The organism is Prosthecochloris marina (assembly GCF_003182595.1).
GTDB classification, from domain to species: domain Bacteria; phylum Bacteroidota; class Chlorobiia; order Chlorobiales; family Chlorobiaceae; genus Prosthecochloris; species Prosthecochloris marina.
This window is the reverse complement of record NZ_PDNZ01000007.1, coordinates 108832-131254: the sequence shown is the minus strand read 5'-3', so window position 1 is coordinate 131254 and position 22423 is coordinate 108832. Positions and strand designations below refer to the sequence as shown.

The window sequence follows — 22423 nt, the reverse complement described above, 5'->3', positions numbered from 1 at the left end:
CAAGGGTTTTCTTCAACGATGTGCCGAATTGTCAGAAGTTTTCTCTCGTACGGGACATGACGTTATGACAAGACACGATACCTCCGTTTTTTGAGAGTAGTATAAGGATAAGCATAACTCATTGCAAGCGGGGAGCTAAGCGTTCGCACGTTCGAGTGGAGGTGTGTTCTTCTCATGTCGAGCGGCAGGGTTCGGGTTGAAGTGCAAGGCGAACGGAGCACAGAGACCGGTGTTTAAACAGGGTGCATGAGGATTTCGATCCCGGCTTGTCGGGACCAACGAAGTAATTGAAGCGCAGGATACAGAGAGGAGCCTCTATGAGTCGGTCAGGAGTTCAGGAGGGGTCTGCCGGTGCTGCAGTGACCACATTGAAGCGTAGAGACCGTTTTTTTTCAAAAGCTCATGATGAGCTCCCTGCTCGACGATACAGCCTTTTTCAAGAACAACTATCTTGTCGAACTGTGCCATGTCGCGCAGGCGATGAGTGATAACGAGCAAGGTCTTTGCGGGTTGTTTGTTGCATAGTCCCAGAATGCTCTGTATCACACTTTTTTCAGTGACTGTATCGAGATTTGCCGTTGCTTCATCAAGCACGATAATCGGTGCATCCTGCAAAAGCATTCTTGCAATTGCCATTCTTTGTCTTTCTCCACCGCTCAGTTTCATGCCGTGTTGCCCTACCCATTGATCAAGCTTGGTTGTAAACGATGAGAGTCCGGCGAATGTCAGTGAATTTTTCAGTTCTTTGTCATCTGCATCCGGTTTTGCCAGAAGCAGGTTTTCCCTGATAGAGGTGCTGAAAAGATAGGTTTTCTGGCTGACGATACCGATGTTTTTGCGGATCGTTTCCGGATCGAGGTTCCTGATGCTTCTATCGCCTATACAGATGTCTCCCTGTGACGGCTCCCAGAACCTCAACAACAAGCTGGTTATGGTCGATTTGCCCGCTCCACTTGGTCCGATAATAGCAACCTTTTCCCCTTCTTCGATCTGCAAAGACAGGGATGAGAGTGTTGGTGTGAATGTTTGTGGATAGGTGAAAGATATATTTTCGAACTTGATGGAATGAACGTCCGGAAACCGCTCCGGATGATGAGGGGATGGGACAGCAGGTTTCGTGTCTATAATTTCGAAAAGCCTTTTTCCGGCTGTTGCGCTGGTTTCAAGATGGTGGGTGGCGTCCGGCAGGGGGAGAAACGCCTCGAAAGACGCCATGACAGCGATAATGATGACAGCGGTATAAATTCCATCGATGGTGCCGTTGGATACCTGTGGCGTCAGAGTCCATAAAAGGGCAAGAACGGCACTGTTCATCAGGAGCCCGATCAGCGGTTCATGCAATCGTTGAATGAGTGCCTGCTTTCTTTGCAGCTTCAGCTCATCCGTTTTCAGTCGATACAGTTTTTCCGTGTGATCGTCAAGCCGGTTGAAAAGCATCAGGTCACCAAGGCCCTGCACAAAGTCGATAGTCATACTCTGCAGTTCGGCCTGGATTCCGGCCATCTTTGTTGCCGTTCCCCGGTTGATGTGACCGGTAAAAAGCGGAATACCTACTGCTGCAAACGCATGAAAACAAAGTAGTGTAATGGAAAACATCGGAGAAAAGCTCCCCAAAAGAAACCAGAGCAGGGCCGAGATCATGATTGCTGTCAACGGGGGGGCAATGACACGTGAATAGAGGTTTTCGAGTGAATCAATGTCTTTTGTTATTCTTTGCAGAAGATCCCCGCTTTTGTATTGAAGAAGCCTTGCTGGGGCGAGAGGTTCGAGAGATTCATAAAACCAGACCCGTAATCCCGAGAGGATTTTGAAGGTTGTGCTGTGAGAAACAAGTCTTTCTATATAACGGAGAACGCCTCGTGCCAGACCGAAGAGTCTGACTCCGGCAATACCGAGCTGGAGTTCGTGAAATGGCAGTTGCAATGCAGCTTTGGCGATTATATACGCTGAAGACATGAGCAAGCCTATACCGCTTCCGATTGTGGCGAAACCCAGAGTGGCGGCAAGAATCATCCACCAGTGATATGTCCGAATGATACCGAGAAGCCTCAACAGTTCTTTCATGATGTTGAATCCTCCTCGAAAACCTGTAAGGCGCTTTTGTAAAATCCTTCTTCTTGCAAAAGGGAGGAATGTGTTCCGGATTGTATGATAGATCCTTTGTCGAACACAAGGATTTGGTCGGCGTTTTCAACCGTGCTCAGGCGGTGAGCGATCAGTATGGTTGTTTTGCCTTCGACAAGCTGGTTCATCGATGCAAGAAGCTGCTTTTCAAGGCCCGGGTCGGTGTGTGATGTAGGTTCGTCAAGAATGAGGATCGGTGCATTTTTCAGGAATGCACGCGCAAATGAGAGGCGTTGGGCTTCTCCTCCGCTTATTCCGGCTCCCTGTTCACCTACAGGCGTATCGAGTCCTTTGGGAAGAGAGCTGATAAAAGAGCCGAGGCAACTGTACTCAATTGCTTGCATCAGCTCTTGTTCAGAAGCATCTTTGTTTGCAAGAAGCAGGTTTTCACGCAGACTTGTATTGAAAATATACGGGTGCTGTGGTACCCACGATATCATTTTTTGCCACTCATCACGACCGATCTTTTGCAGATCGGCCGTTCCGAGTGTGATTCTTCCCTTTTGGGGATCGATGAAGCGCAGGAGCATATTGATGAATGTGGTTTTACCTGCTCCACTAGGGCCGGTCACTGCCGTGACGCCGTCAGGAGCTATCCTGCAGCTGACATTTTTCAATGTGTACGAACTGTCTCCGGTATAGGAAAAAAAGACTTTTTCGAAAATAATCGGCTCCTTCGATATGTCTGGTAAAGACGAGGGAGTGGCTGCTGATGTTTTCTGAAAACCTTTTTTTTCGAGCACGTTGAAAATATCTTTTGCAGCACTTGCCCCCTCCATTCCTGCATGAAATTTTGTGCCGAGCTGGCGAAGGGGGAGATAGAAATCAGGAGTCAGTAGAAGAATAAAAAAAGCGGGCTTGAACGCTATCGATCCTGTGAGGAGCCGCAAACCGATTTCTACAGCAATGATTGCCGTACTGATGGTGCTTACAAGTTCGAGGGCTAAAGAGGAGAGAAACGCGACTTTCAGGACCTTCATAGTGGAATGACGGAAAGATTCGCTTATTTCTGATATGGAGCGGACTCTTTCTTTGCTTCTTCCAAACAGCTTCAGAGTTGTCAGCCCCTGGAGTACATCCAGGAAATTGCCGCTCATTCTTGAAAGAGCCTGCCACTGTTTTTCAGTTGCTTTCTGTGCGGCTTTTCCAATGAGTACCATAAAAACCGGAATGAGAGGTGCTGTCACAAGCAAGATGAGAGCGGTCAGCATATCTGCAGGAAATACCGCGAAAATAATGAAAAGCGGTATGAGAAGGGATAGAGCTATCTGAGGAATGTACTGGCTGAAGTACGGATCAAGAGCCTCAACGCCTCTGAGCAGTTTCGCACTGAGCTGTCCACTCCCGGTCGATCCCGTGTAAGGAGGTCCAAGATCGGAAATTTTGAGAAGCAACCGTTTATGAAGCAGTTTCTTTATTTTCAGGGTTCCCCGGTTTGCTTCACTCTGACTGGCCCAGCTGAAAACGGCACGACAAACGCTGATAATCCCGAAAAGTCCGAGTAAGCTAAGAATGTTAGTAAGCTCGGCATTTTCCAAAAAAACGGCACTGATAACACTGCTCAAAATGGCTGCCTGACCGATCAGGAAAGCTCCTCCAAGAACACCGAATACTACCGATGCGATAAATGGGAATGGATATTGCTTAACCAGCAGGAGAAGCCGCCTGTCAAGATTCATAATGATGTCTCATTTTGCTTCGACTAATGGTAAGCAATTAATTTGGCGTGTACAATTGAAGCCGGAAAGAAGGGCCAAAGAGCGCTGAAGGTTTCGGGATGAAAATCAACCCCACATTTTGATTTTGCCTCCGACATTTTTTTAGTATTCGAGTTCCGAATCGGGCCCGAGCCTTTTACGAAAAATCCAGTATGTCCATGCTTGATAGATCAGCACGATTGGCACGAATACCAGGGCGACGATGCTCATAATGCTCAACGTATATGCAGATGACGAAGTGTTATAGATGGTCAGGGTCCATTCCGGGTTAAGGCTCGATACCATAACTCTAGGGAACAGGCCGAGAAAAATGGTGATGGTTGAAAATGCTATTGCAATACCGGTCATGGCAAATGCCCAGCCGCTTGCATTATTTTTCAGAAGAAAAAAGACCGAGGCTAGCGCAACGACGCTGAAAACCGGCACAATACCGGGGTTGATACCGAGTCTTGCAAACAGATCGGTTTCTATAAAGGTATAGACGGTAAAAGCAAACGAAAGCAAGGTGGCGGGAGCCCAGCTTTTTTTTGCAAAACTCATTGATTTCTCATGTAATTCACCTTTGGTTTTCAAGGTGAGAAACACCGATCCATGAAGGGTGAAAATGCAGAAGGAAGCTATGCCGCATAGAATAGCGTAAGGGTTGAGAAGATCAAGAAATCCTCCGACATAATTCATACTCTGGTCGATCGGAACTCCTCTTATGATATTGGCAAAAGCGATACCCCATAACAGGGCAGGCACTGCGCTACCGAAAAAGATCCCCCAGTCCCACATGTTCCGCCAGGCGGGATTATCGCTTTTGCTGCGGAATTCGAAGGCTACCCCCCTGATAATGAGCGCAACAAGCATCAGTATCAATGCAAGGTAGAAGCCACTGAAAAGGGTTGCGTACCAATGTGGAAATGCGGCAAACATGGCTCCACCTGCAGTAATCAACCAGACTTCGTTTCCATCCCAGAACGGACCTATGGTATTGATGACCGTTCGACGGTCGCGATCTTCTTTGCTGAGAAAAGGGAGCACGATGCCTACTCCATAGTCGAATCCTTCCAGAAAAAAGAAGCCGGTAAAAAGTACTGCGACAAGAACAAACCAGATCGTTTGCAAGGTTTCAAGGTCCATTATATTCTCCCTTCGGTTGGTTCCTGAGACTGAAGCCCGGCTATAGCAGATTTTTTAATCAAAAAAATGTTAGCAAGGGTCAGGGCACTGTAGATCAACACAAAAACAATCATGGAGAACATGACTTCGCTACTGCTGACAACCGAGGCCGGAGTGACAGCTTCTTCGGTTCTCAGCAATCCGAAAACAATCCATGGCTGACGTCCTATTTCAGCTAGAATCCACCCGGTAGTGTTTGCCAGGTAGGGAAGCAGGAATGACCAGAGCATAAGCTTTTCTGCCCATGAAGGAAACATGTAACGGTTTCTGATTACGTAAAACAGTGACAGAGATGCAATGACGAGCATAAGCGTTCCTGCACCCACCATCAGGCGGAAACTCCAGTAGGAGATGGCTATGGGGGGGACGTAGTTGCCCGGTCCGTAGGTTTTTTCGTATTCAGCCTGCAACTCTTTGATCCCTTTGACTTCACCTTCAAATGAGTTGAAGGCCAGGAATGAGAGCAGGCCTGGGATTCTTATGGAAAATACATCCCTGAGTTCCTCTTCGTTTCCGATTGTAAAAAGCGAAAAGCTGGCGGGATTTTCAGTTTCCCAGAGAGCTTCGGCTGCAGCAACCTTCATCGGTTGCGTTCTGAGCAGATCTTGCATTTGAGTGTGTCCGGCTAAAGTGACAAGTATGGTGCCGGCAAAAGCATAAACCGCTCCGTATCTGAGTGATTGTTTAAAAGGTTCGTTGTTTTCTTTTTTTCTTGTGAGGTGATAGGTGCTTATGGCGATAACAAGAAATGCCCCCGTTGTAATTCCTCCGGCAATGACATGTGGGAACTGGGCCCAGACATGCGGGTTGAAAAGCAGAGCCCAGAAATCGGTCATTTCAGCTCTTGAACCATCTTCAGACAAGCGATATCCGACAGGAGACTGCATGAACGAGTTTGCGACGAGAATCCATAGAGCGGATAGATTCGATGCAATCGCTACGATCCAGATAGTTGCGGCATGAAGTTTTTTGGAGAGTCTGTCCCATCCGAACACCCATATGCCGAGAAAGGTGGATTCGAGGAAAAAGGCCAGTAAAGCTTCTATGGCCAGAGGGACTCCGAAAATGTCTCCTACGAAGCGGGAATATTCCGACCAGTTGAGGCCGAACTGAAACTCCAACACAATTCCGGTAACAACACCGACGGCGAAATTTATCAGAAAAATATTGCCCCAGAATTTAGTCAATCGTTTGTACATATCGTTGCCGGTTTTTACATAGGCAGTTTCCATAATGGCAACGAAGATTGAAAGGCCAAGGGTCAGCGGGACAAAAAAGAAATGAAATACCGAAGTCAGAGCAAACTGCAGCCGGGCCAGAAACAGTGCCTCCATGAGAGTGCTTCTTTATGAAAAGTTACAGGAAGTGGGCAATGTTTTAATGCATAAGAAAAATATGAAATTAACGGGATCTTTTTTGCACTGTTTCTCTGATCACTTTTTTAAGGGTTTCTATATTTTCAAGAAGTGTCGGAAGAAGCGCCTGTTGCTCGGCCCGGTCTTGTGTTTTTCCGGATTTTTCCATTGCATAAGCGCTTTCATACAGTGCAGGTGCGCTGATGTTGCCCGATTCACCTTTGATCATGTGTCCAATCTGCCTGACAGTTTCATGGTCCCCTGATTCGACGGCTTGCCGGAGTTTTTCAGCGTGTTGTCCGATCAGTTCGGTGAATTCTTCCAGGATACTCATGGCGAGTTCTTTGTCTCCCATGACGCGATCGAGAAAATCATTGTAATTGAAAACTTGCAATGAATGACCGGATGACTCGCTGTGATGAGATTCTTGTTCTCCGGTTCTGTCTTTCTTTAACCAGTGTTTCATCTCTTAATTGAATGTTCTGGGTGGAAAGCCTGCTTCTGTCTGCGACAACCCTTCTACGGGGAAGGCTCTTTCCGAACGTCTAATGATCATTATGGCAAGAATTAAATGTGTAGGGGGCTGCGGGATACAACATAACGCTTGATTTCCTCAGTACAGAAGGTTTTCAGCTGTAATAAAAAGTATAACGAACAATTTCGGAATAACAAAGAGGCAGATACCAAAGGAAGAGACCAGGTAAAAAAATAGAACAGAAGAACGGCTGAGAGAATAAAAGAGCACGAAAGCAAATCAGAACCATAGACTCAAAAGAAGCGTCAAGTCTGCCGTGTTCTCTCAGATTCATACCCCACGTGATGCGGTACCCATAGAGACTCTCGTCAAAAGATAGATCCCTGGTCAAAGACCTGTAAAATAGTTGGTTATTATTTCACGGGTCAAGCCCGAAGATGACAACCACGAGGGGTAGCGGAGTTATTAACGATTGTCTGCTCGAAAAACGAGAGGCTGTCCTTTTGAGACAGCCTCCTTTGTCAGTTTGTTTACAGGATGGGTCAGGTTATGAGCTTTTTCAGGTCCTCGGCGTAATTGCCGACTACGGCTTTTTTGTCGGTAACGATGCCCCTGATGTATTGGTTGGGAGTTACATCGAATGCGTAGTTCAGGACAGGAGTGGAAGGTGTTGCAACCTGGGTTCCGAAAATTGTTCTGAGTTCATCGGCACTGCGCTCCTCGATTGGAATGTGGGAACCGTCTTCAATGGTTATATCGATAGTCGATACTGGCGCAGCAATGTAATATGGTATGTTATGAGCGGCTGCGCTGACTGCATGGGCGAATGTCCCGATTTTATTGGCCGTATCACCATTTGCCGCAATTCGGTCAGCTCCTACGATGCCGAAATCAATCATACCTTTCTGCATGAGGAACGCTGAGGATGAATCAGAGATCGACAGGAACGGTATGTTTTCCGTTTCAAGCTCCCATGCGGTCAGGCGAAGTCCCTGAAGCAAAGGCCGACTTTCAGCAGTGATTACTTTTTCAATCAGACCTTCCTGCCAGGCCTGCTTGATGACTCCCAGAGCTGTTCCGGATCCTCCTGTGGCGAGTGTGCCTGTGTTGCAATGTGTGAGGACGTTGAGTTTTCTGGTCTTGAGCGTTTCTGCAAGGTCATGCCGAATGAGTTCCACACCGTGTCGGGCCATGGCATCGCAATTGGCAATCTCGTCGGTATGAATTTTTCTTGCAGCAACAAGCATCTTTGCAAAAAGTTCTTCAAGAGAGTCCGAAGTGAAGCTGGTGTCGTAAACTGCTTTCATACATGCTGTTGCGAAAAAAAGGTTTACAGCGGTTGGCCTCGATGCCTCGACATCTTGAATGAGTTTTTCGAAATAAAGCGGAAACTCATCCTTCGTTCCCTGGTAACTGTTCAAGCCCAGTATCACGGTATAGCCTGCAACTATGCCGATGAGAGGTGCGCCTCTCACCGCCAGAGTTTTTATTGCTTCAATAGCTTCGAGATGGCTTTTGGTTTTGATATACTCTTCTTTCAGTGGCAGAAATCGCTGGTCAAGGTAGCCGAGAGTATCGTTTTCGAAAGAAACTGCGTCGATCATTGTTGTTGCGTATTTATTGGTTAAAGTCTTTCGACAACGTTTTTGAAAATGGTTGTCATTTTCGGTTCAGCTTCATTTGACACTTCAATGATTTCCTCGATGCTTACAGGTTGGAGGCTGTCGGGAAAACATTCATCGGTAATGATCGACATACCGAATACCTCGGTTCCCTGGTGAACGGCGGCAATGACTTCCGGAACGGTCGACATGCCAACGACATCCGCACCTATGGTTCTGAGCATACGGTATTCTGCACGAGTTTCGAGGCAAGGACCTGAAAGAGCGACATAAACTCCTCGCTGAACCTTGATCTTGTTTTCAAGAGCGACCTGTTCGGCTATATCGAGAATTTTCGGAGAGTATGGAGCGCACATATCGGGGAACCTCGGTCCGATTTCCTGATCGTTCGGCCCGATCAGAGGATTTGTCCCCAACAGATTGATGTGATCATCGATGAGCATGATGTCGCCTTTGTTGAACGCAGGGTTGAGACCGCCACAGGCATTGGTGATACCGAGCGTTTTAACACCGAGATGTTTCATGACTCTGACCGGGAACACAATCTGGTGCATCGAGTAGCCTTCGTAAAAGTGGAAGCGTCCTTGCATGGCGACTACCTTTTTTCCGGCGAGTGTTCCAAAGATAAGCTTGCCATGATGGGTTTCTACTGTTGATATGGGAAAGTAGGGGATATCTCCGTAATCAAGAGACAGTTCTACATCTATTTCTTTGGCCAGTGCGCCGAGACCGGTTCCGAGAACAATTCCGACAGGATATTCGTCGCTGGTTTTCGAACGGATAAACGAAACAGCTTCCTGGATTTTGGCACGTTGTTCGATCATGATGAATAATTTGGGTTTATGGTAAGTTGGTGGAAAAGATTACTGGTATTGTTTTATGAAATCGCCAAGGTCACTGTACACTTTTTTCAGGGTTGACACATCGGGTAAAAAAACAACCCTGAAAAACCCTTGTGAAGGATCGGTTCCGAATCCCGAGCCATGAACAAAGAGGATTTGTTTTTCCTGCAGAAGCTTCAGTACAAAGTCTTCGTCGGAACGAAACGGAAGCATATCAAGATCGACTTTTCCCATAACATAAAAAGCCCCTTTCGGATTGTTACAACTGATACCCGGGATTGCATTCAGCATGTCGACTGTAATATCACGTTGAGCGTGCAAGCGCCTCATAACGCATTCAATATAGTCCTTTCTCAGTTTCATGGCGGCTTTTATGGCATATTGCGGAGACATTGGTGCACAGAGCCTTGCGTCCGCAAGCTTGATGAACGCGAAATGCACATCCGGAACAAGATGACTGTTTGTGATTGCAAACCATCCGATTCGCCATCCGGGCGCCATATAGTTTTTTGAAAGGCTGTCGATAGTGATTACCGCAACATCTTCCTCTGCCATGGACGCAAGCGGAATATGTTTTTCTTCATAAACAAGCTTGTGGTAGACTTCGTCGGTAATGACAAGCAGGCGGTGTTTGCGGGCTATTTCGACCAACTTCCTGATCAATTCGGGAGGATACAGTTCTCCGGTCGGATTATTTGGATTGATGACAACGAGAATCTTTGTGCGAGAGGTGATTTCGCGTTCAATTTCCTCCGGATCAGGATGCCAGTTGTTATCAGGATCAAGTTTATACTGAAGTTCTCTGGCATTCAGCTTGGCGATTATCGCATTGTAGAGCGGATAGCCGGGGGAAGGACAAAGTACCTCGTCTCCTGGGTTCAACATCGCAGTGCAGACAAGATCAGCGGCCTCTGATGCACCGAACGTTATGATGATGTTTTCCGGAGAGGTGGGGATACCACGTGAAAGAGCGTCTTCTGCGATCGCTTCAACCGCATCCTTTTTTCCGCAAGAAGGTGAATAGCCGTTATGTCCCTGCCTCAGGGCCAGAACGGTAGATTCAATGAGCTCTTCGGGTGGCTGAAAACCATACAGTATCGGGTCGCCGATGTTCAGGTAGGTAACTGTTTTTCCTTGTTCTTCCTGGTGCCGCGCTTTGCTGACAATGTTACGGATCGCATAATGATAATTCTGGACACGCTGAGCTGGAATAAAGACAGGTGAATTTGAATAAGGCATATGGTGACTGAAACCCGGGCGTTTAAAAACTGCAGTTCAAAAGCAAATATCTTGCAAAATAATCAGTTCCACAATATAAAATCCTGAGTTGACCGATTCAAATTGTGTTCGATAATAAGTGATATTTGCAAGGCAGGGTTCACATGCGGCAAGCTGTACCGTCACTTGAAGCGGATGCTTTGATTGCGGAGGGTCAATCCGAAAATAACTTGTCGATGATTTTTTGTTTTCTCCTGTCGTCAAGCTCTCCGGTCAGCACGCCATCAGGCAATGGCAACACTGTTCAACAATCTTTTTTATCGTTGCCGTGAGCCGAAAATAGCCGTGCCTATGCGGATCATTGTTGCTCCTTCCTCTATGGCTATGTCATAATCCTGGCTCATACCCATGGAGAGCTCTGTGAGGAGACCGGGGTCGGGTGAGGCCTCCCTGAGCTGTTCAAGCAGATCGGCCAGCATCCGGAACTCATATCGGGCTTTTTTTCTGTCCGGAGAGGCTATGGTCATGAGGCCTCTCAAACGAATGTTCGGAAGATTGAAAAAGTGAGCAGCCTTGGGAAGAAGTTCATCAGGAGGCAAACCAAACTTTGAAACCTCTCCTGAGGTGTTTATCTCGACGAGATAGTCGACAATGATGTTTTTTCGAGAAGCTCGTTTTGAAAGTTCTTCGGCTGTTCCAAGTTTGTCGATACTATGAACCAGTGATACTTTGCCGACAATATCTTTGACCTTGTTTGACTGAAGGTGTCCTATAAAGTGCCAGCGTATCGGTAGCTCTGAAAGCTGATCGGAGCTCTCTTTTTCAAGGAATTCCTGGACGTAGCTTTCACCGATATCCATTTGGCCTGCATCATAGGCTTCTTTTATGAGGCCTGCCGGCTTGGTTTTTGAGACGGCGATCAAACAGATATCCGAAGGATTGCGCCCGGATGTCTTACAGACTGACCGGATTTCTTCATGTAAGTGTTCGAGATTATGTGCTATGTTGTTCAATGTGCTCTCGATTATGCAGGATCATTGATTGTCTCGATTGTCTCGATAGTTACAGGATCCACAGGATTGTCATTGAAATCTTTTTCAACAACCGCGATGTTATCCACAACGTCGATCCCGTCGGTTACAATGCCGAACACGGTATACTCTCCATCAAGAAAATCATTGTCAGCCTGGTTGATATAAAACTGACTGCCGGAAGACGCTTTTTGAGGGTTATTGTCCCGTGCGGCAGCAAGAGTTCCTTTTACATTAGGGTGTTTAATTTCTGCTGGGATACGATAATCAGGGCCACCGGTTCCATGCAGCATACGGTTATCATCGTTCCTCGACAGAGGATCGCCAGTCTGGATCATGAAACCTTCAATGACCCGATGAAAGCGAATTCCGTCATAGTAGTTCTCACTGACGAGTTTTTCGAAGTTTTGTTTATGCTGAGGGGTATCATCATACAACGATACGGTGATGTCGCCAAAGTTTGTTTTAATTTTGTACTTGGTGCTCATTGTTACTGCTGTTAGTGTGAAGTTGTCGAAGATGAAATATATGGACTTCTTTTGCTCTATAGATCGATATTTCCGGTTTTTCCGGCAATTGCCAACAGGGATTCCTGTGCTTTTGCCGTTGCGGTGAAACCAGGATATTTTTTGATGATCCGCTTGTAGAGGTCGACCGCCATATCTGTTTTACCGAGCAGAAGGTAGGTGTCTGCCGCATCTGAAAGATAGGATGCCTTCAATGCATGGTTCGCAGCTGTTTCCGATGCTTTTTCAAATGCTGCAGCAGCTTCGGGAAAAGCCTTTTTATGAAGAAAGCAGGCGGCTTCACCGGCTTTCGCGGAAGCTGCCAGGTCAGGGTTTTTCCCTGTATAGGTCCGATAGTATGTCAAGGCGGAATCGGCCTCCTGCAGAGCCAGAAAGCTGTCTCCGATCAGAATTTTTGCATGGTTTCCACTCGGCGTTGATCCGTATTCCTGGATGATTTGTCTCAGCCCTGTCAGGGTGCTGTCTCCATCAACGGCGTGCTGCCAGTTTCCGTTATCGACATGTGCCTCGACCTGTGAAAGCAGGCTATAGGCGACAGACTCGTCTGACTTGTTTTGTTGCTGGTAGAGAAAAAAAACTCCGACAATGGCGATAACTCCAAGAGTCGCTCCGATGATCAGATTTTTATTGATGAAGAAAAATTCAAACAGACGATCAACCTTTTCTGCACGGTTGTCGGTTTCAATTGGTGGTACCTGTCCTTCCGGTCTTTGCTCAGACTGTTCCATATCAAGTGTCGTTGTTTTGCAAACTGTAAGTCCCGGTCAGCAACCTAAGCAAGTCTCTGCGTATTTCAAAGTTTCATCTGTTTCTTTTTTCCCGAGGTTCCTTCGTGACTGTTGGTATGGAGAACAGGTCCAGGGCTGTGTTTTTTATGATTTCAGCAGTTGCTTCAAGCGGAAGTTCTTTGATCTCGGCAATCATTTTTGTTATGAGCCCTACATAGGACGGTTCGTTGCGCTTTCCCCTGAAAGGAACGGGAGAAAGCCATGGGGCATCTGTCTCTGTAAGGAGGTCTCCTGTTTCAAGATCGCTTACAACGGTAGGGAGAGTGGATTTTTTATAGGTAAGCGTACCGGGGATGGATATCTTGAACCCAAGCCTGATACATTCACGGGCAATTTCAGTGTTGCCTGAAAAGCAGTGCATGATACCACGAAGGTTTGACGTTTTTTCTTCCCTGAGGATGTCGAGGGTATCTTGCCAGGCATCTCTGCTATGAATTACGACAGGTAAGTCGAGCTTTTTGGCAATTCTTAGCATTGTACGAAACGCGTTTTTTTGCCGTTCCGGATCATACTCGTCATAGTGGTAATCAAGGCCTATCTCTCCTATGCCGACTACCTTGGGTGAAATGGCAAGCGTCTCGAGTTCACCGAACGTCGGTTCGGCTACTCTGTCGGTGATATCGTGTGGATGCAGTCCAACCGTCGAGTGGATGAAACTGTAACGGGCAGCCAGCTCGATCGAGCGCTTACTTGTTGCCGGATCGGCACCGGTGTCTATGAGCAAGGAAACATGTTGTTCCTTCAAACGTTTTATGACTGCTTCGCGATCGTTGTCGAAATCGGGAAAAGACAAGTGGCAGTGGACATCTACGAACATGATTCATTCATGGGTTGAAAATACGGTTGTACAAGAGTAAAAGGAGGCAGGCTCCGACGGTAATTGCGGAATCGGCAATATTAAAAACCGGCCATAATGATACCCATGATCCGAAGAGGTATCCCTGATAGATGTCCACATGAATGAAGTCGACTACTCTGCCTACTGTCGCACGATCGATGAGGTTTCCAATACCGCCGCCTAAAATAAGTCCGAAGGTTACAAGAAAGGCCGGTTTACGGTTTTTCGACAAAACGACATAAACAAGTAGTGCAACAAGGATAAGTGCGGTAATGGTAATAAGCACTGCCTGTGAACCGAGAGATACGCCGAACGCTATGCCAGAATTTTCCGTGTAGGTCAGTTTCAGCCAGTTGGCGATGAGTATAATGCTGCCCTCGTTCTGCATCAGATAATCGACAGCAAGTTTTTTAGTGAACTGATCGAAAGCGACAACTATAATCGCAATGAAGAAAAACAATAACATGGTTGGTCCGGGTAAGGTATTATCAAACGAAATAGAGGATGGTACTCGAAATATGGTAGTAGGTATTACATGTTTTTCAAGGCAATCGGTTGTCTGTTGCAAGCATTTTCCGAAGCCGTTCTTTAACCGAACCGGTAGGCATTTGTTTTCCAGTCCAGATCTCGAATGACCGGGATGCCTGGGCAACAAGCATCTCGATTCCGGGGATGGTCACAGCACCTGCCTGGCAAGCCATTTGTAACAGCCGGGTGTCTATAGGATTGTAGACCATATCGAAAATAATCTGGTTCTCGTGAATTGCTCCCGTACCGTCCGGGATGATGCTGTTGTCATGTTCTGTGCCCAGCCCTTTTGTACCGATTGGAGTAGCGTTGATCAGAAGTTTGCAATGACTGATCGCGGGATAGTCATCGAATGGGTGGATTGAAAAAGATACCGGTGGAATGCTATTCTGAAAATGATGACAAAGCGCTAGGCCTTTTTCCCTGTTTCTGGTAAACAAACGGATGACCGAAGGGCTGAAATTGCTGTTTAATGCTTCAACAGCCGCCATGGCAGCACCTCCATTGCCGAAAATCCCTACAGGTTGTCCTTTTATCATTGACAGGTAAGGTTCGAGAGGCGTAACGATTCCCGCAATATCCGTATTGTAACCTGTAAGAATTCCCCTGTCATTGACGATGGTATTGACTGCGCCGACAGCCTGCGCTTCGGGAGAGAGTCTGTCCATGCAGGCAACAACATCTTGTTTGTATGGAATTGTGACGTTGAAACCTGCTATACCGAGTGCTTTTGCCCCTTCAAGTGCCGGAGGAACCTGATCGGAAGACGAGATGTTGAAAATCGTATAATAATAGGGCAGCTGCAGTATTTCCGCAGCTGCATTATGAATGTAAGGCGAATAGGAATAGTCGACGTTTCTGCCGATCAGCCCAAGAATTTTTTTTGCGCTGTACATACAGTCAGGTGCAGGTGCTCAAATTATGCCAAGTATTTTGCGAATGGAGTCCTGATTGTACAGCTCGGGAAAAGTGCTTTTGAAAAGTTGTTTTTTCCCGGGGTCGATGGTGAACGCTTTTGTCAATGCGCTGATGGTGCTTTTTTTATCACCGAGAGCGAAATAGGTGGCGGCTATTTCAAAATGCGCTTCTGCAGACTGTGGCTGAAGCTGCAGTGATTTTTCGAGAGCATTGATGGATTCAGTATATAACGACGCTTCTCGAAGAACAAGAGCGTAATCAACCCATATTTGTGGCGATTCGGCTTCCAGCTCAAGGATTTTCTCATACGTTTGAATCGAAAAATCCAGTTGCTCCATATTATAATAGGTCTCGGCTTTCAACAGAAGAAAATCGACCGATCCCGGAATATACTCGAGTGCATGATTGATGGATTGTAACGCCTTGTCGTAGGCTTTGTCGGCTTCATAACAACAGGCGAGAGCAAACCATGCATCGGCAAAGTCCGGTTTCAGTTCTATACAGCGCGAGTAATGGGAAATAGCGCTATCATATTCTTCAAGTTCTTCGTAAGCGATCCCGAGGTTGTAAAGAGCATTGATGTCGTCAGGTTCGAACTCGATGGTTTTAAGGTAACTTTCAGCAGCTTCTTCTATTTTACCGGTTATTGCCAGCACGTTTGCCCGATTGTACCATGCGGAACTGAAATCATCAGCGATAGCGATGGCCATATCGTAACACTCAAGGGCTTCGTCGTATTTTTTAAGTTTACTGAGGACAAGTCCCTTATTGTACCAGGCATTGATGTTATAAGGGTCCTGGTCGATGGTTTTTTGATAGCAGGCAGAGCTTTCCTCCATTTTTCCAAGAACATCCTTGCAGAATGCCAGTTCGTACCAGGCTTCGGTAAAATCAGGTTCAAGATCAAGACATTTTTCCAGGTATTTTTCAGACTCTGTGTAGCGTTCCAGCTTCTGCAGAATCAGGCCCCGGTAAAAGTAAAGCTCTTTTTCGAGGGATGAGTCAAAAATAATGGAGTCAAGTTTTTCAAAAGCCGCTTGATAATCAGCAGTATTGAAATGTGCAAGAGCAAGGTTCAGCATCATTTCACTGTCCGCTGGACTGAGCAGAGCAGCTTTGGCGAACGCTTCCTTTGCATCATCAAAAAAACCGTTTACAGTCAAACAGTTTCCTAAATGAAACCATGATTCGGCATTATAGGAAGCGATTTCGGCTAAATGACGGGCGACAGTCAGTGCGTCCTGATGTTTTCCCTCATCATTGAACTGATTGATTATCTCTATCAGTTGCTCACTATCGTATATGGATGTTAAATCGAGATCGTCAAGTTGAACTTTTCCGAAAAAACCATTCGTGTCGTAATTGCCGCCTTCATCAAAGAAGTCAAGGAAGCTCATAGATGTGGAGTATATTTTCTTCTTCGTTTCCTTCTACTACATGTCAAAATAAATATACGAGATTTTTTGCAAAAAGAGAGCTTCACAGAAAACGCTTTCAAACAATCCTTCTGTCGGTCGAGAGGGTGCCGTGTCGCCGTTATGTGCCACCGTTTTTTTTGGGTTTGTTCCTCTCATAGAAAAATTTTATGACGGATTCTGCCATTTTGGGTCCGATTACTGTCTGGAGTTGTTCCTGAGAAGCATGTGAAATCTGTTCGGTCGAACCAAAATGTTCCAGAAGCTTCATAGCGCTTTTCTCCCCTATACCCGGAATATCGGTCAGAGACGTTTTAAGGGTGCGTGTTGTTCGCAGTTTTCGATGGTAGCTTATCGCGAAGCGGTGAGCTTCATCGCGTAATCGCTGCAAGAGCTTGAGCGCTGGTGAAGTCTTGGGAAGATTAAATGGATCACCGATTCCGGGCAGATAGATTTCTTCAAGACGTTTTGCAAGGCCGATTACCGGCACGTTGATTTGCAATTCAGTGAGAGTTTTCCTGGCAATGTTAACCTGGCCTTTTCCACCATCAATTACAATAAGGTCAGGGATCGGAAGCTCTTTCGAGAGTTTCCCGCTGTAACGGCGTACCAGTGCCTCGTGCATGGCTGCATAGTCGTCGGAGCCTTCAATACTCCGCAGTTTGAATTTTCTGTATTCGGACTTTCTTGGTTTTCCATCGGTAAAGCATACCATTGAACTGGTGTAGTCACTGCCTTGAAAATGAGAGTTGTCGAAACATTCGATTCTTTTGGGCAAGTGTTCGAGATAGAGTGTTTCTTGCAGGGCTTTGAGAGCAGGATGTTCCCGAGCAATTTCACCGCGCTTTTGTTTTTCTATCAGATATTCCTGTAAGTGATGGCGGGCATTTTCCTGACACATCTCCACAAGTTTGGCCTTTTCTCCTCTCTGCGGAGTTATGAAGCGTATCGATTTGATGACGGATGTATCTTGTTTTTTTGGATTGGAAAGCAGCGAGTGAAGAGCTTTTTGGTTCTCTGCCGGTAGAGCGGCCTGCGTGAAAATTTCCTGTGGAATAAGGTCCGGAGTTTCCAGGTAGTATTTTTCAAGGAATTTCGACAGCAGGTTAGCAGTTGGTTCTTCTTCTGTATTTGAGAAATACATTCTCTGAGACCCGAGCAGTTTGCCTTCTCGAATTTTAAAGACGATTCCACATGCGTCGTCTCCTTGCCTTGCTATTGCGAAAACGTCACGGTCAACCTGATCGTTTGTGACAACTTTCTGACGTTCAGCATATTTTTTCAAACCGTCAATCTGCATTTTCAGCTCGGCAGCCTCTTCGAACTTGAGTTGTTCGGCGCATCGTCGCATCTCTTTACTCAGTGAGCGGACCAGTTCGGAGGTTTTGCCTTTCAGCAGTCTGATAACTTCATCGATCATAGCATTGTATTCCGCTTCAGACTGAAACCCTTCACACGGTCCCTTGCATTTGTGAATGTGGTAGTCCAGACAAACCGTGAATTTTTTTTGCCGGATATTCTCTTCACTCAGCTTGAGCTTGCAACTCCTGACCTGAAATATCGAACTGATCAGCTCGAGCACTGAACGAAGTTGCCGGGCTTCGGTGTAGGGTCCGAAATATGTCGAACCGTCTTTTTTTACATGCCGGGTAATGAATATTCTCGGAAAAGGTTCCTTGGTTATTACCAGGTAAGGATACGTTTTGTCATCCTTGAGATTGATGTTGTAGCGAGGCTTGAGCTGCTTGATGAGATTGTTTTCGAGAATAAGCGCTTCGACTTCGGAAGAGGTTATGATGACCTCGAGATCAGCAATATGATTGACGAGAATTCGGGTTTTTCCATATAACTGGTTGCTGTTGCCGAAATATGAACGGACTCTTGAACGCAGACTTTTTGCTTTCCCAACGTAGATAACGTTTCCCCTGGAGTTTTTAAACTGGTAAATGCCAGGGTTGGACGGCAGGGCGGCGACTTTTTTCTCAAGCTCTGCTTTCGCGTTCTGATTTTTTCTCTGATCAGCGGAATTTGGCATGTAAGGTTGTGTCTGCACCTCTTGAAGTCAGTCTCTCAAAAACCAAAAGTAAAAAAATAAACGGTATTACGGCGATACGGATAGTCAGGTGAGGTGTAACGTGCGAATTCATAAGGACTATGGATTCCCGGGTAAGATCCGCGTAATAATTGTTTTGGGTTTCACAGGTCAGGTCCGAGGAGCACAGTCATGAAGGGGCGTTCAACTGTTACGATTGTCGGTTCAAAATAAAAAAGGCGCGAGAACATCGCGCCTTTTTGAGCATTTCCGCCAAATGCGTCAATCAGTGCATGGAGGCTTCTCCTGCCCCTTTTGGATACCTGAGGCTGTCGACCAGTTCCTGAATATCTTCAGGTGGTGCCGGAGTGATTTTTGCAACAATGAAGCTTACGGCGAAGTTGATAATCATCCCCACTGTACCGATTCCTTCAGGTGAAATGCCGAGGAACCAGTTTTCAGAAACATTCGCAGCCGGGTTGATGAATTTGAAATAAATAATGTACGCGGCGGTAAAGGTAATGCCGGTTAACATACCTGCAATCGCGCCTTCCTTGTTCATCCGTTTGTAGAAAATACCGAGGATGATGACCGGGAAGAACGATGATGCAGCAAGACCGAATGCGAAAGCAACAACCTGCGCGACGAAGCCCGGAGGATTGATGCCGAAGTAACCGGCTATAAGCACTGCAAAGGCGACGGCGATGCGGGCTATCATAACTTCCGATTTCTCGTTCAGGTCTGGATTGATCTGTTTCTTTATCAGGTCATGCGCGACGGATGTCGAGATGACCAGAAGCAGACCGGCCGCCGTAGACAGCGCTGCAGCAAGCCCGCCTGCTGCGATAAGCGCGATAACCCAGGCCGGAAGATTGGCGATTTCAGGGTTTGCCAGGACCATGATGTCCCGGTCGATATACAGTTCGTTTGCGTTGTCGGTTGGTTCGTTCGAGATAAGCCGTTGGCCGTCTGCACCTTCACCTTCTGTAAAAACCGGTTTGCCGGCGAAAGCCTTGCCGTTGACATACTGGATGGCTCCGTCATCGTTTTTGTCTACCCAGGCAATGAGGCCGGTGCCTTCCCAGGTTTTGAACCATGAGGGGAGCTCGGCGTACTGTGTGTTGCTTACGGTATTGATAAGGTTATAGCGCGCAAATGCCGCAACCGCCGGAGCGGTGGTGTACAGCAGAGCTATGAAGAGCAACGCCCAGCCTGCTGAAATACGGGCATCACGTACTTTAGGTACCGTGAAGAAGCGCACGATAACATGCGGGAGTCCGGCGGTTCCAACCATCAATGCAAAGGTGATGAAGAAGACGTCGATCATGGGTTTGCTTCCATCGGTATAGGCCGCAAAACCGAGTTCCTGGTGTAGGCCGTCAAGCTTGTCGAGCAGATAGCCGCTACCGTCGGTAAGCATGCTGCCGAAACCCTGTTGAGGAAGAGGAGTACCTGCGATCAGCATTGAGATAAATATTGCCGGGACCATATATGCGAAAATAAGCACACAATACTGGGCAACCTGGGTATAGGTGATGCCTTTCATGCCGCCGAGAACCGCATAGAAAAACACAATACCCATACCGATGAGAATACCGATGTTGATCGGCACTTCAAGGAACCTCGAGAATACCACTCCTACACCGCGCATCTGGCCTGCAACGTAAGTGAACGAGACAAAAATCGCACAGATAACCGCAACGGTTCTTGCCGCGTTGGAGTAGTAGCGATCCCCTACAAAATCGGGAACGGTAAACTTTCCGAACTTTCTGAGATAAGGGGCAAGAAGCAGGGCAAGTAACACGTACCCGCCTGTCCAGCCCATCAGATAGATGGAGCCGTCGTAACCCATGAAGGATATAAGGCCGGCCATTGAAATGAATGAAGCTGCCGACATCCAGTCAGCTGCTGTAGCCATGCCGTTTGCAAGAGGGGGAACGCCTGCGCCGGCGACATAAAACTCTTTTGTAGATCCGGCCTTTGCCCATATCGCGATCCCGATATAGAGTGCAAATGTCAAGCCGACAATAAGGTACGTCCACGCTTGTACATCCATAATTGTTAATAATTGGTTAAAAAAAATTGCAGTAGAAGGGTTAATCTTCGTGTACGTCATACTTTTTATCCAGCCGGTTCATCAGGCTGACATAAACGAAAATCAGGATAACAAACACATAGATGGAGCCCTGCTGGGCAAACCAGAATCCCAGTTTGAAGCCGCCTCCACCTGTCCATTCAGGAAAGCGGATGGTATTGAGTGGTTCGGCAAGTAAAATTCCGAAGCCGTAAGAGACAACAAACCATACAACAAGCAGCCCTATCAGATACTTGAGGTTTGTTGACCAGTACTCCTGTAGTTTTCCTTTTTCCATGACATCAATGGTTTAAGGTTGACTGAAAAGCGTCTTAAAAAAAAGAAGCACAACAATTTAAGAAGCATAATAATTTAATGAAAGAAACAATCCTTCTGAAGAACATGTCGTTAACGATTGTCCCATAAAAAAAAGCCGCAGGAAAACCTGCGGCTTTACTGATCCACGATCGAGGTATCGGGATCGCTTAGAACTTGACCTGTGCCCAGAGCTCTGTTCTCAGGCGGTTGAATTCAATTGAATCGTTGTTGAATTCGGACGAGAGGTAGCGGACAGTCGGAGACAAGGTGAAGCTGCCCATTGCGGACTCGTAAACCTTGTAGTTGTACTGTGCCCAGACAAACATGTTGGCGTAATCGTCGGAACGACCATAGCTTTCGTCTTCCGTGCTGTTGTAATCAATCCATGCTGTTACCGGACCGTGTTGTGCCTTGACCCTGAAGAGGTAACCGTCGTAGTTGATATCATCTTCGTCAACATAGGTGTAGAAACCGCTCAGTGTGAATTTGGTATCACCGGCCGGGATAACGACGTTGGTACCGAACGTCCACGGAGTGATGTTCTCATAGTCCCCTCTGTGATCGACACCAATAACATCCCGGAGAGGCGTATACATTGAGTGAGAACCGATGAGATCGGAATCGGTTATGGCAGCAAGAATCTGCGGGTCGATAGTGACATCACCGATGTTTGTTTTATAAATCAGGTGAATAGCGTAAGAATCTTCGAAAACATCGTCTTCCTGCATGTCGTTGTCAAGCACGCAGAGCGTTGCGTTGAGTTCGCCGGGACCGACCTTCGTACCGTAGTTGAGCGCGAAAACGCGATCGTTGTTGTACAGGAAGTACGGGATTTCAAGAGGCTGGAAAGGATAAACCGCAAGGTCGAAGATAGGATTGTTAAGGCTGTTCAACGGCATCTTTCCCATTGTGTAATGAGAGTTTTCCATCATACGGCCAAAGTAGAACTGACTGATGCCGAAGTCTTCTGCGAGTGTTTCAGGAAAAGATCCTTTTCCTCCAACAGCTGCGAACCAGCCCGGTGATTCGCTGGCAAGCATGGCTTTTGCATAGTAGCCTTCGCCAAGATCGGCTGCAACATGCAAACGAACTCTGTAAAGCCAGTAGAGGTCGTCAGCTTGTTTGTTGAAATCACCTTTGAATTCGTAGCTTTCGTATCTCGGGCGGACCATTGCGTCGCCGCTGAATTTGACGCTTGCCTCGGATGTGGTCACAAATGTGGCCATCATCGCGAATGCAAACACAAGCGATACAAGTTTTTTCATTGCTGCTTTTCTCCGTTAGGTTTTGTGTTGCTTCGAAAATAAAAGCATCTTCCCCGACGTGTTTATGCAGGGTACAATGCTTTTCGGAAAGAACATGTACATGTAAACTTTAAATGTACATAAATTGGATAAAAAAAAGAAGTTACTTTTAGCGTCCATCGTATGGATAAA

At 46.7% G+C, this 22423-nt stretch carries 19 protein-coding genes; all 19 read right to left on the bottom strand.

From position 1 onward, the window contains the following. Positions 1-315 precede the first annotated feature (315 nt). A complete protein-coding gene (gene cydC, locus CR164_RS10470) occupies positions 316-2064 on the bottom strand; it encodes a thiol reductant ABC exporter subunit CydC (protein WP_110023942.1) in 1749 nt (582 codons plus the stop codon). Continuing rightward, complete coding sequence (gene cydD / locus CR164_RS10465; protein WP_110023941.1) at positions 2061-3803, bottom strand: thiol reductant ABC exporter subunit CydD; 1743 nt, start codon at positions 3801-3803, stop codon at positions 2061-2063. The genes cydC and cydD overlap by 4 nt, the downstream gene beginning before the upstream one ends. A 141-nt stretch (positions 3804-3944) precedes the next feature. Further along, positions 3945-4967 carry a cytochrome d ubiquinol oxidase subunit II gene (gene cydB, locus CR164_RS10460; protein ID WP_110023940.1) on the bottom strand — a complete coding sequence of 341 codons (1023 nt, stop codon included), beginning with the start codon at positions 4965-4967 and terminating at the stop codon, positions 3945-3947. Then, the gene (locus CR164_RS10455) at positions 4967-6340 is read right to left on the bottom strand and encodes a cytochrome ubiquinol oxidase subunit I (protein WP_110023939.1); all 1374 of its coding nucleotides are present in this window, start codon (positions 6338-6340) and stop codon (positions 4967-4969) included. The genes cydB and CR164_RS10455 overlap by 1 nt, the downstream gene beginning before the upstream one ends. A gap of 67 nt (positions 6341-6407) precedes the next feature. Further along, entirely contained in the window at positions 6408-6827 is a 420-nt protein-coding gene (locus tag CR164_RS10450; protein ID WP_110023938.1) for an Hpt domain-containing protein, read from the bottom strand. Between the two features lie 551 nt (positions 6828-7378). Continuing rightward, positions 7379-8440 (bottom strand): S-methyl-5-thioribose-1-phosphate isomerase, encoded by a 1062-nt coding sequence (gene mtnA, locus CR164_RS10445; RefSeq protein WP_110023937.1) that lies wholly within the window; start codon positions 8438-8440, stop codon positions 7379-7381. A 20-nt stretch (positions 8441-8460) separates the two neighbouring features. Next, on the bottom strand, positions 8461-9282 hold the full coding sequence (locus CR164_RS10440) for a purine-nucleoside phosphorylase (protein ID WP_110023936.1): 822 nt from the start codon (positions 9280-9282) through the stop codon (positions 8461-8463). A 39-nt stretch (positions 9283-9321) separates the two neighbouring features. Continuing rightward, entirely contained in the window at positions 9322-10539 is a 1218-nt protein-coding gene (locus CR164_RS10435; RefSeq protein ID WP_110023935.1) for an aminotransferase class I/II-fold pyridoxal phosphate-dependent enzyme, read from the bottom strand. Positions 10540-10835: 296 nt separating this feature from the next. Then, positions 10836-11531, bottom strand: coding sequence for a YggS family pyridoxal phosphate-dependent enzyme (locus CR164_RS10430; protein ID WP_110023934.1), 696 nt, complete (start codon positions 11529-11531; stop codon positions 10836-10838). An 11-nt stretch (positions 11532-11542) separates the two neighbouring features. Next, a complete protein-coding gene (locus CR164_RS10425; RefSeq protein WP_110023933.1) occupies positions 11543-12037 on the bottom strand; it encodes a peptidylprolyl isomerase in 495 nt (164 codons plus the stop codon). Between the two features lie 56 nt (positions 12038-12093). Beyond that, positions 12094-12804 (bottom strand): tetratricopeptide repeat protein, encoded by a 711-nt coding sequence (locus CR164_RS10420; protein ID WP_110023932.1) that lies wholly within the window; start codon positions 12802-12804, stop codon positions 12094-12096. 73 nt (positions 12805-12877) lie between these two features. Next, positions 12878-13681 (bottom strand): TatD family hydrolase, encoded by an 804-nt coding sequence (locus tag CR164_RS10415; RefSeq protein WP_110023931.1) that lies wholly within the window; start codon positions 13679-13681, stop codon positions 12878-12880. 7 nt (positions 13682-13688) lie between these two features. Further along, on the bottom strand, positions 13689-14168 hold the full coding sequence (gene lspA, locus CR164_RS10410; protein ID WP_110023930.1) for a signal peptidase II: 480 nt from the start codon (positions 14166-14168) through the stop codon (positions 13689-13691). A 76-nt stretch (positions 14169-14244) separates the two neighbouring features. Beyond that, complete coding sequence (gene aroE, locus CR164_RS10405) at positions 14245-15126, bottom strand: shikimate dehydrogenase (RefSeq protein ID WP_110023929.1); 882 nt, start codon at positions 15124-15126, stop codon at positions 14245-14247. 18 nt (positions 15127-15144) lie between these two features. After that, entirely contained in the window at positions 15145-16545 is a 1401-nt protein-coding gene (locus CR164_RS10400) for a tetratricopeptide repeat protein (protein ID WP_110023928.1), read from the bottom strand. A gap of 139 nt (positions 16546-16684) precedes the next feature. Next, positions 16685-18598 carry an excinuclease ABC subunit UvrC gene (gene uvrC, locus CR164_RS10395; RefSeq protein ID WP_110023927.1) on the bottom strand — a complete coding sequence of 638 codons (1914 nt, stop codon included), beginning with the start codon at positions 18596-18598 and terminating at the stop codon, positions 16685-16687. 283 nt (positions 18599-18881) lie between these two features. Next, positions 18882-20651, bottom strand: a complete 1770-nt coding sequence (locus CR164_RS10390) for a sodium:solute symporter family protein (RefSeq protein WP_110023926.1) — start codon at positions 20649-20651, stop codon at positions 18882-18884. A 40-nt stretch (positions 20652-20691) separates the two neighbouring features. Continuing rightward, entirely contained in the window at positions 20692-20967 is a 276-nt protein-coding gene (locus CR164_RS10385) for a DUF4212 domain-containing protein (RefSeq protein WP_110023925.1), read from the bottom strand. 187 nt (positions 20968-21154) lie between these two features. Beyond that, a complete protein-coding gene (locus CR164_RS10380; RefSeq protein ID WP_110023924.1) occupies positions 21155-22252 on the bottom strand; it encodes a hypothetical protein in 1098 nt (365 codons plus the stop codon). Positions 22253-22423 lie beyond the last annotated feature (171 nt).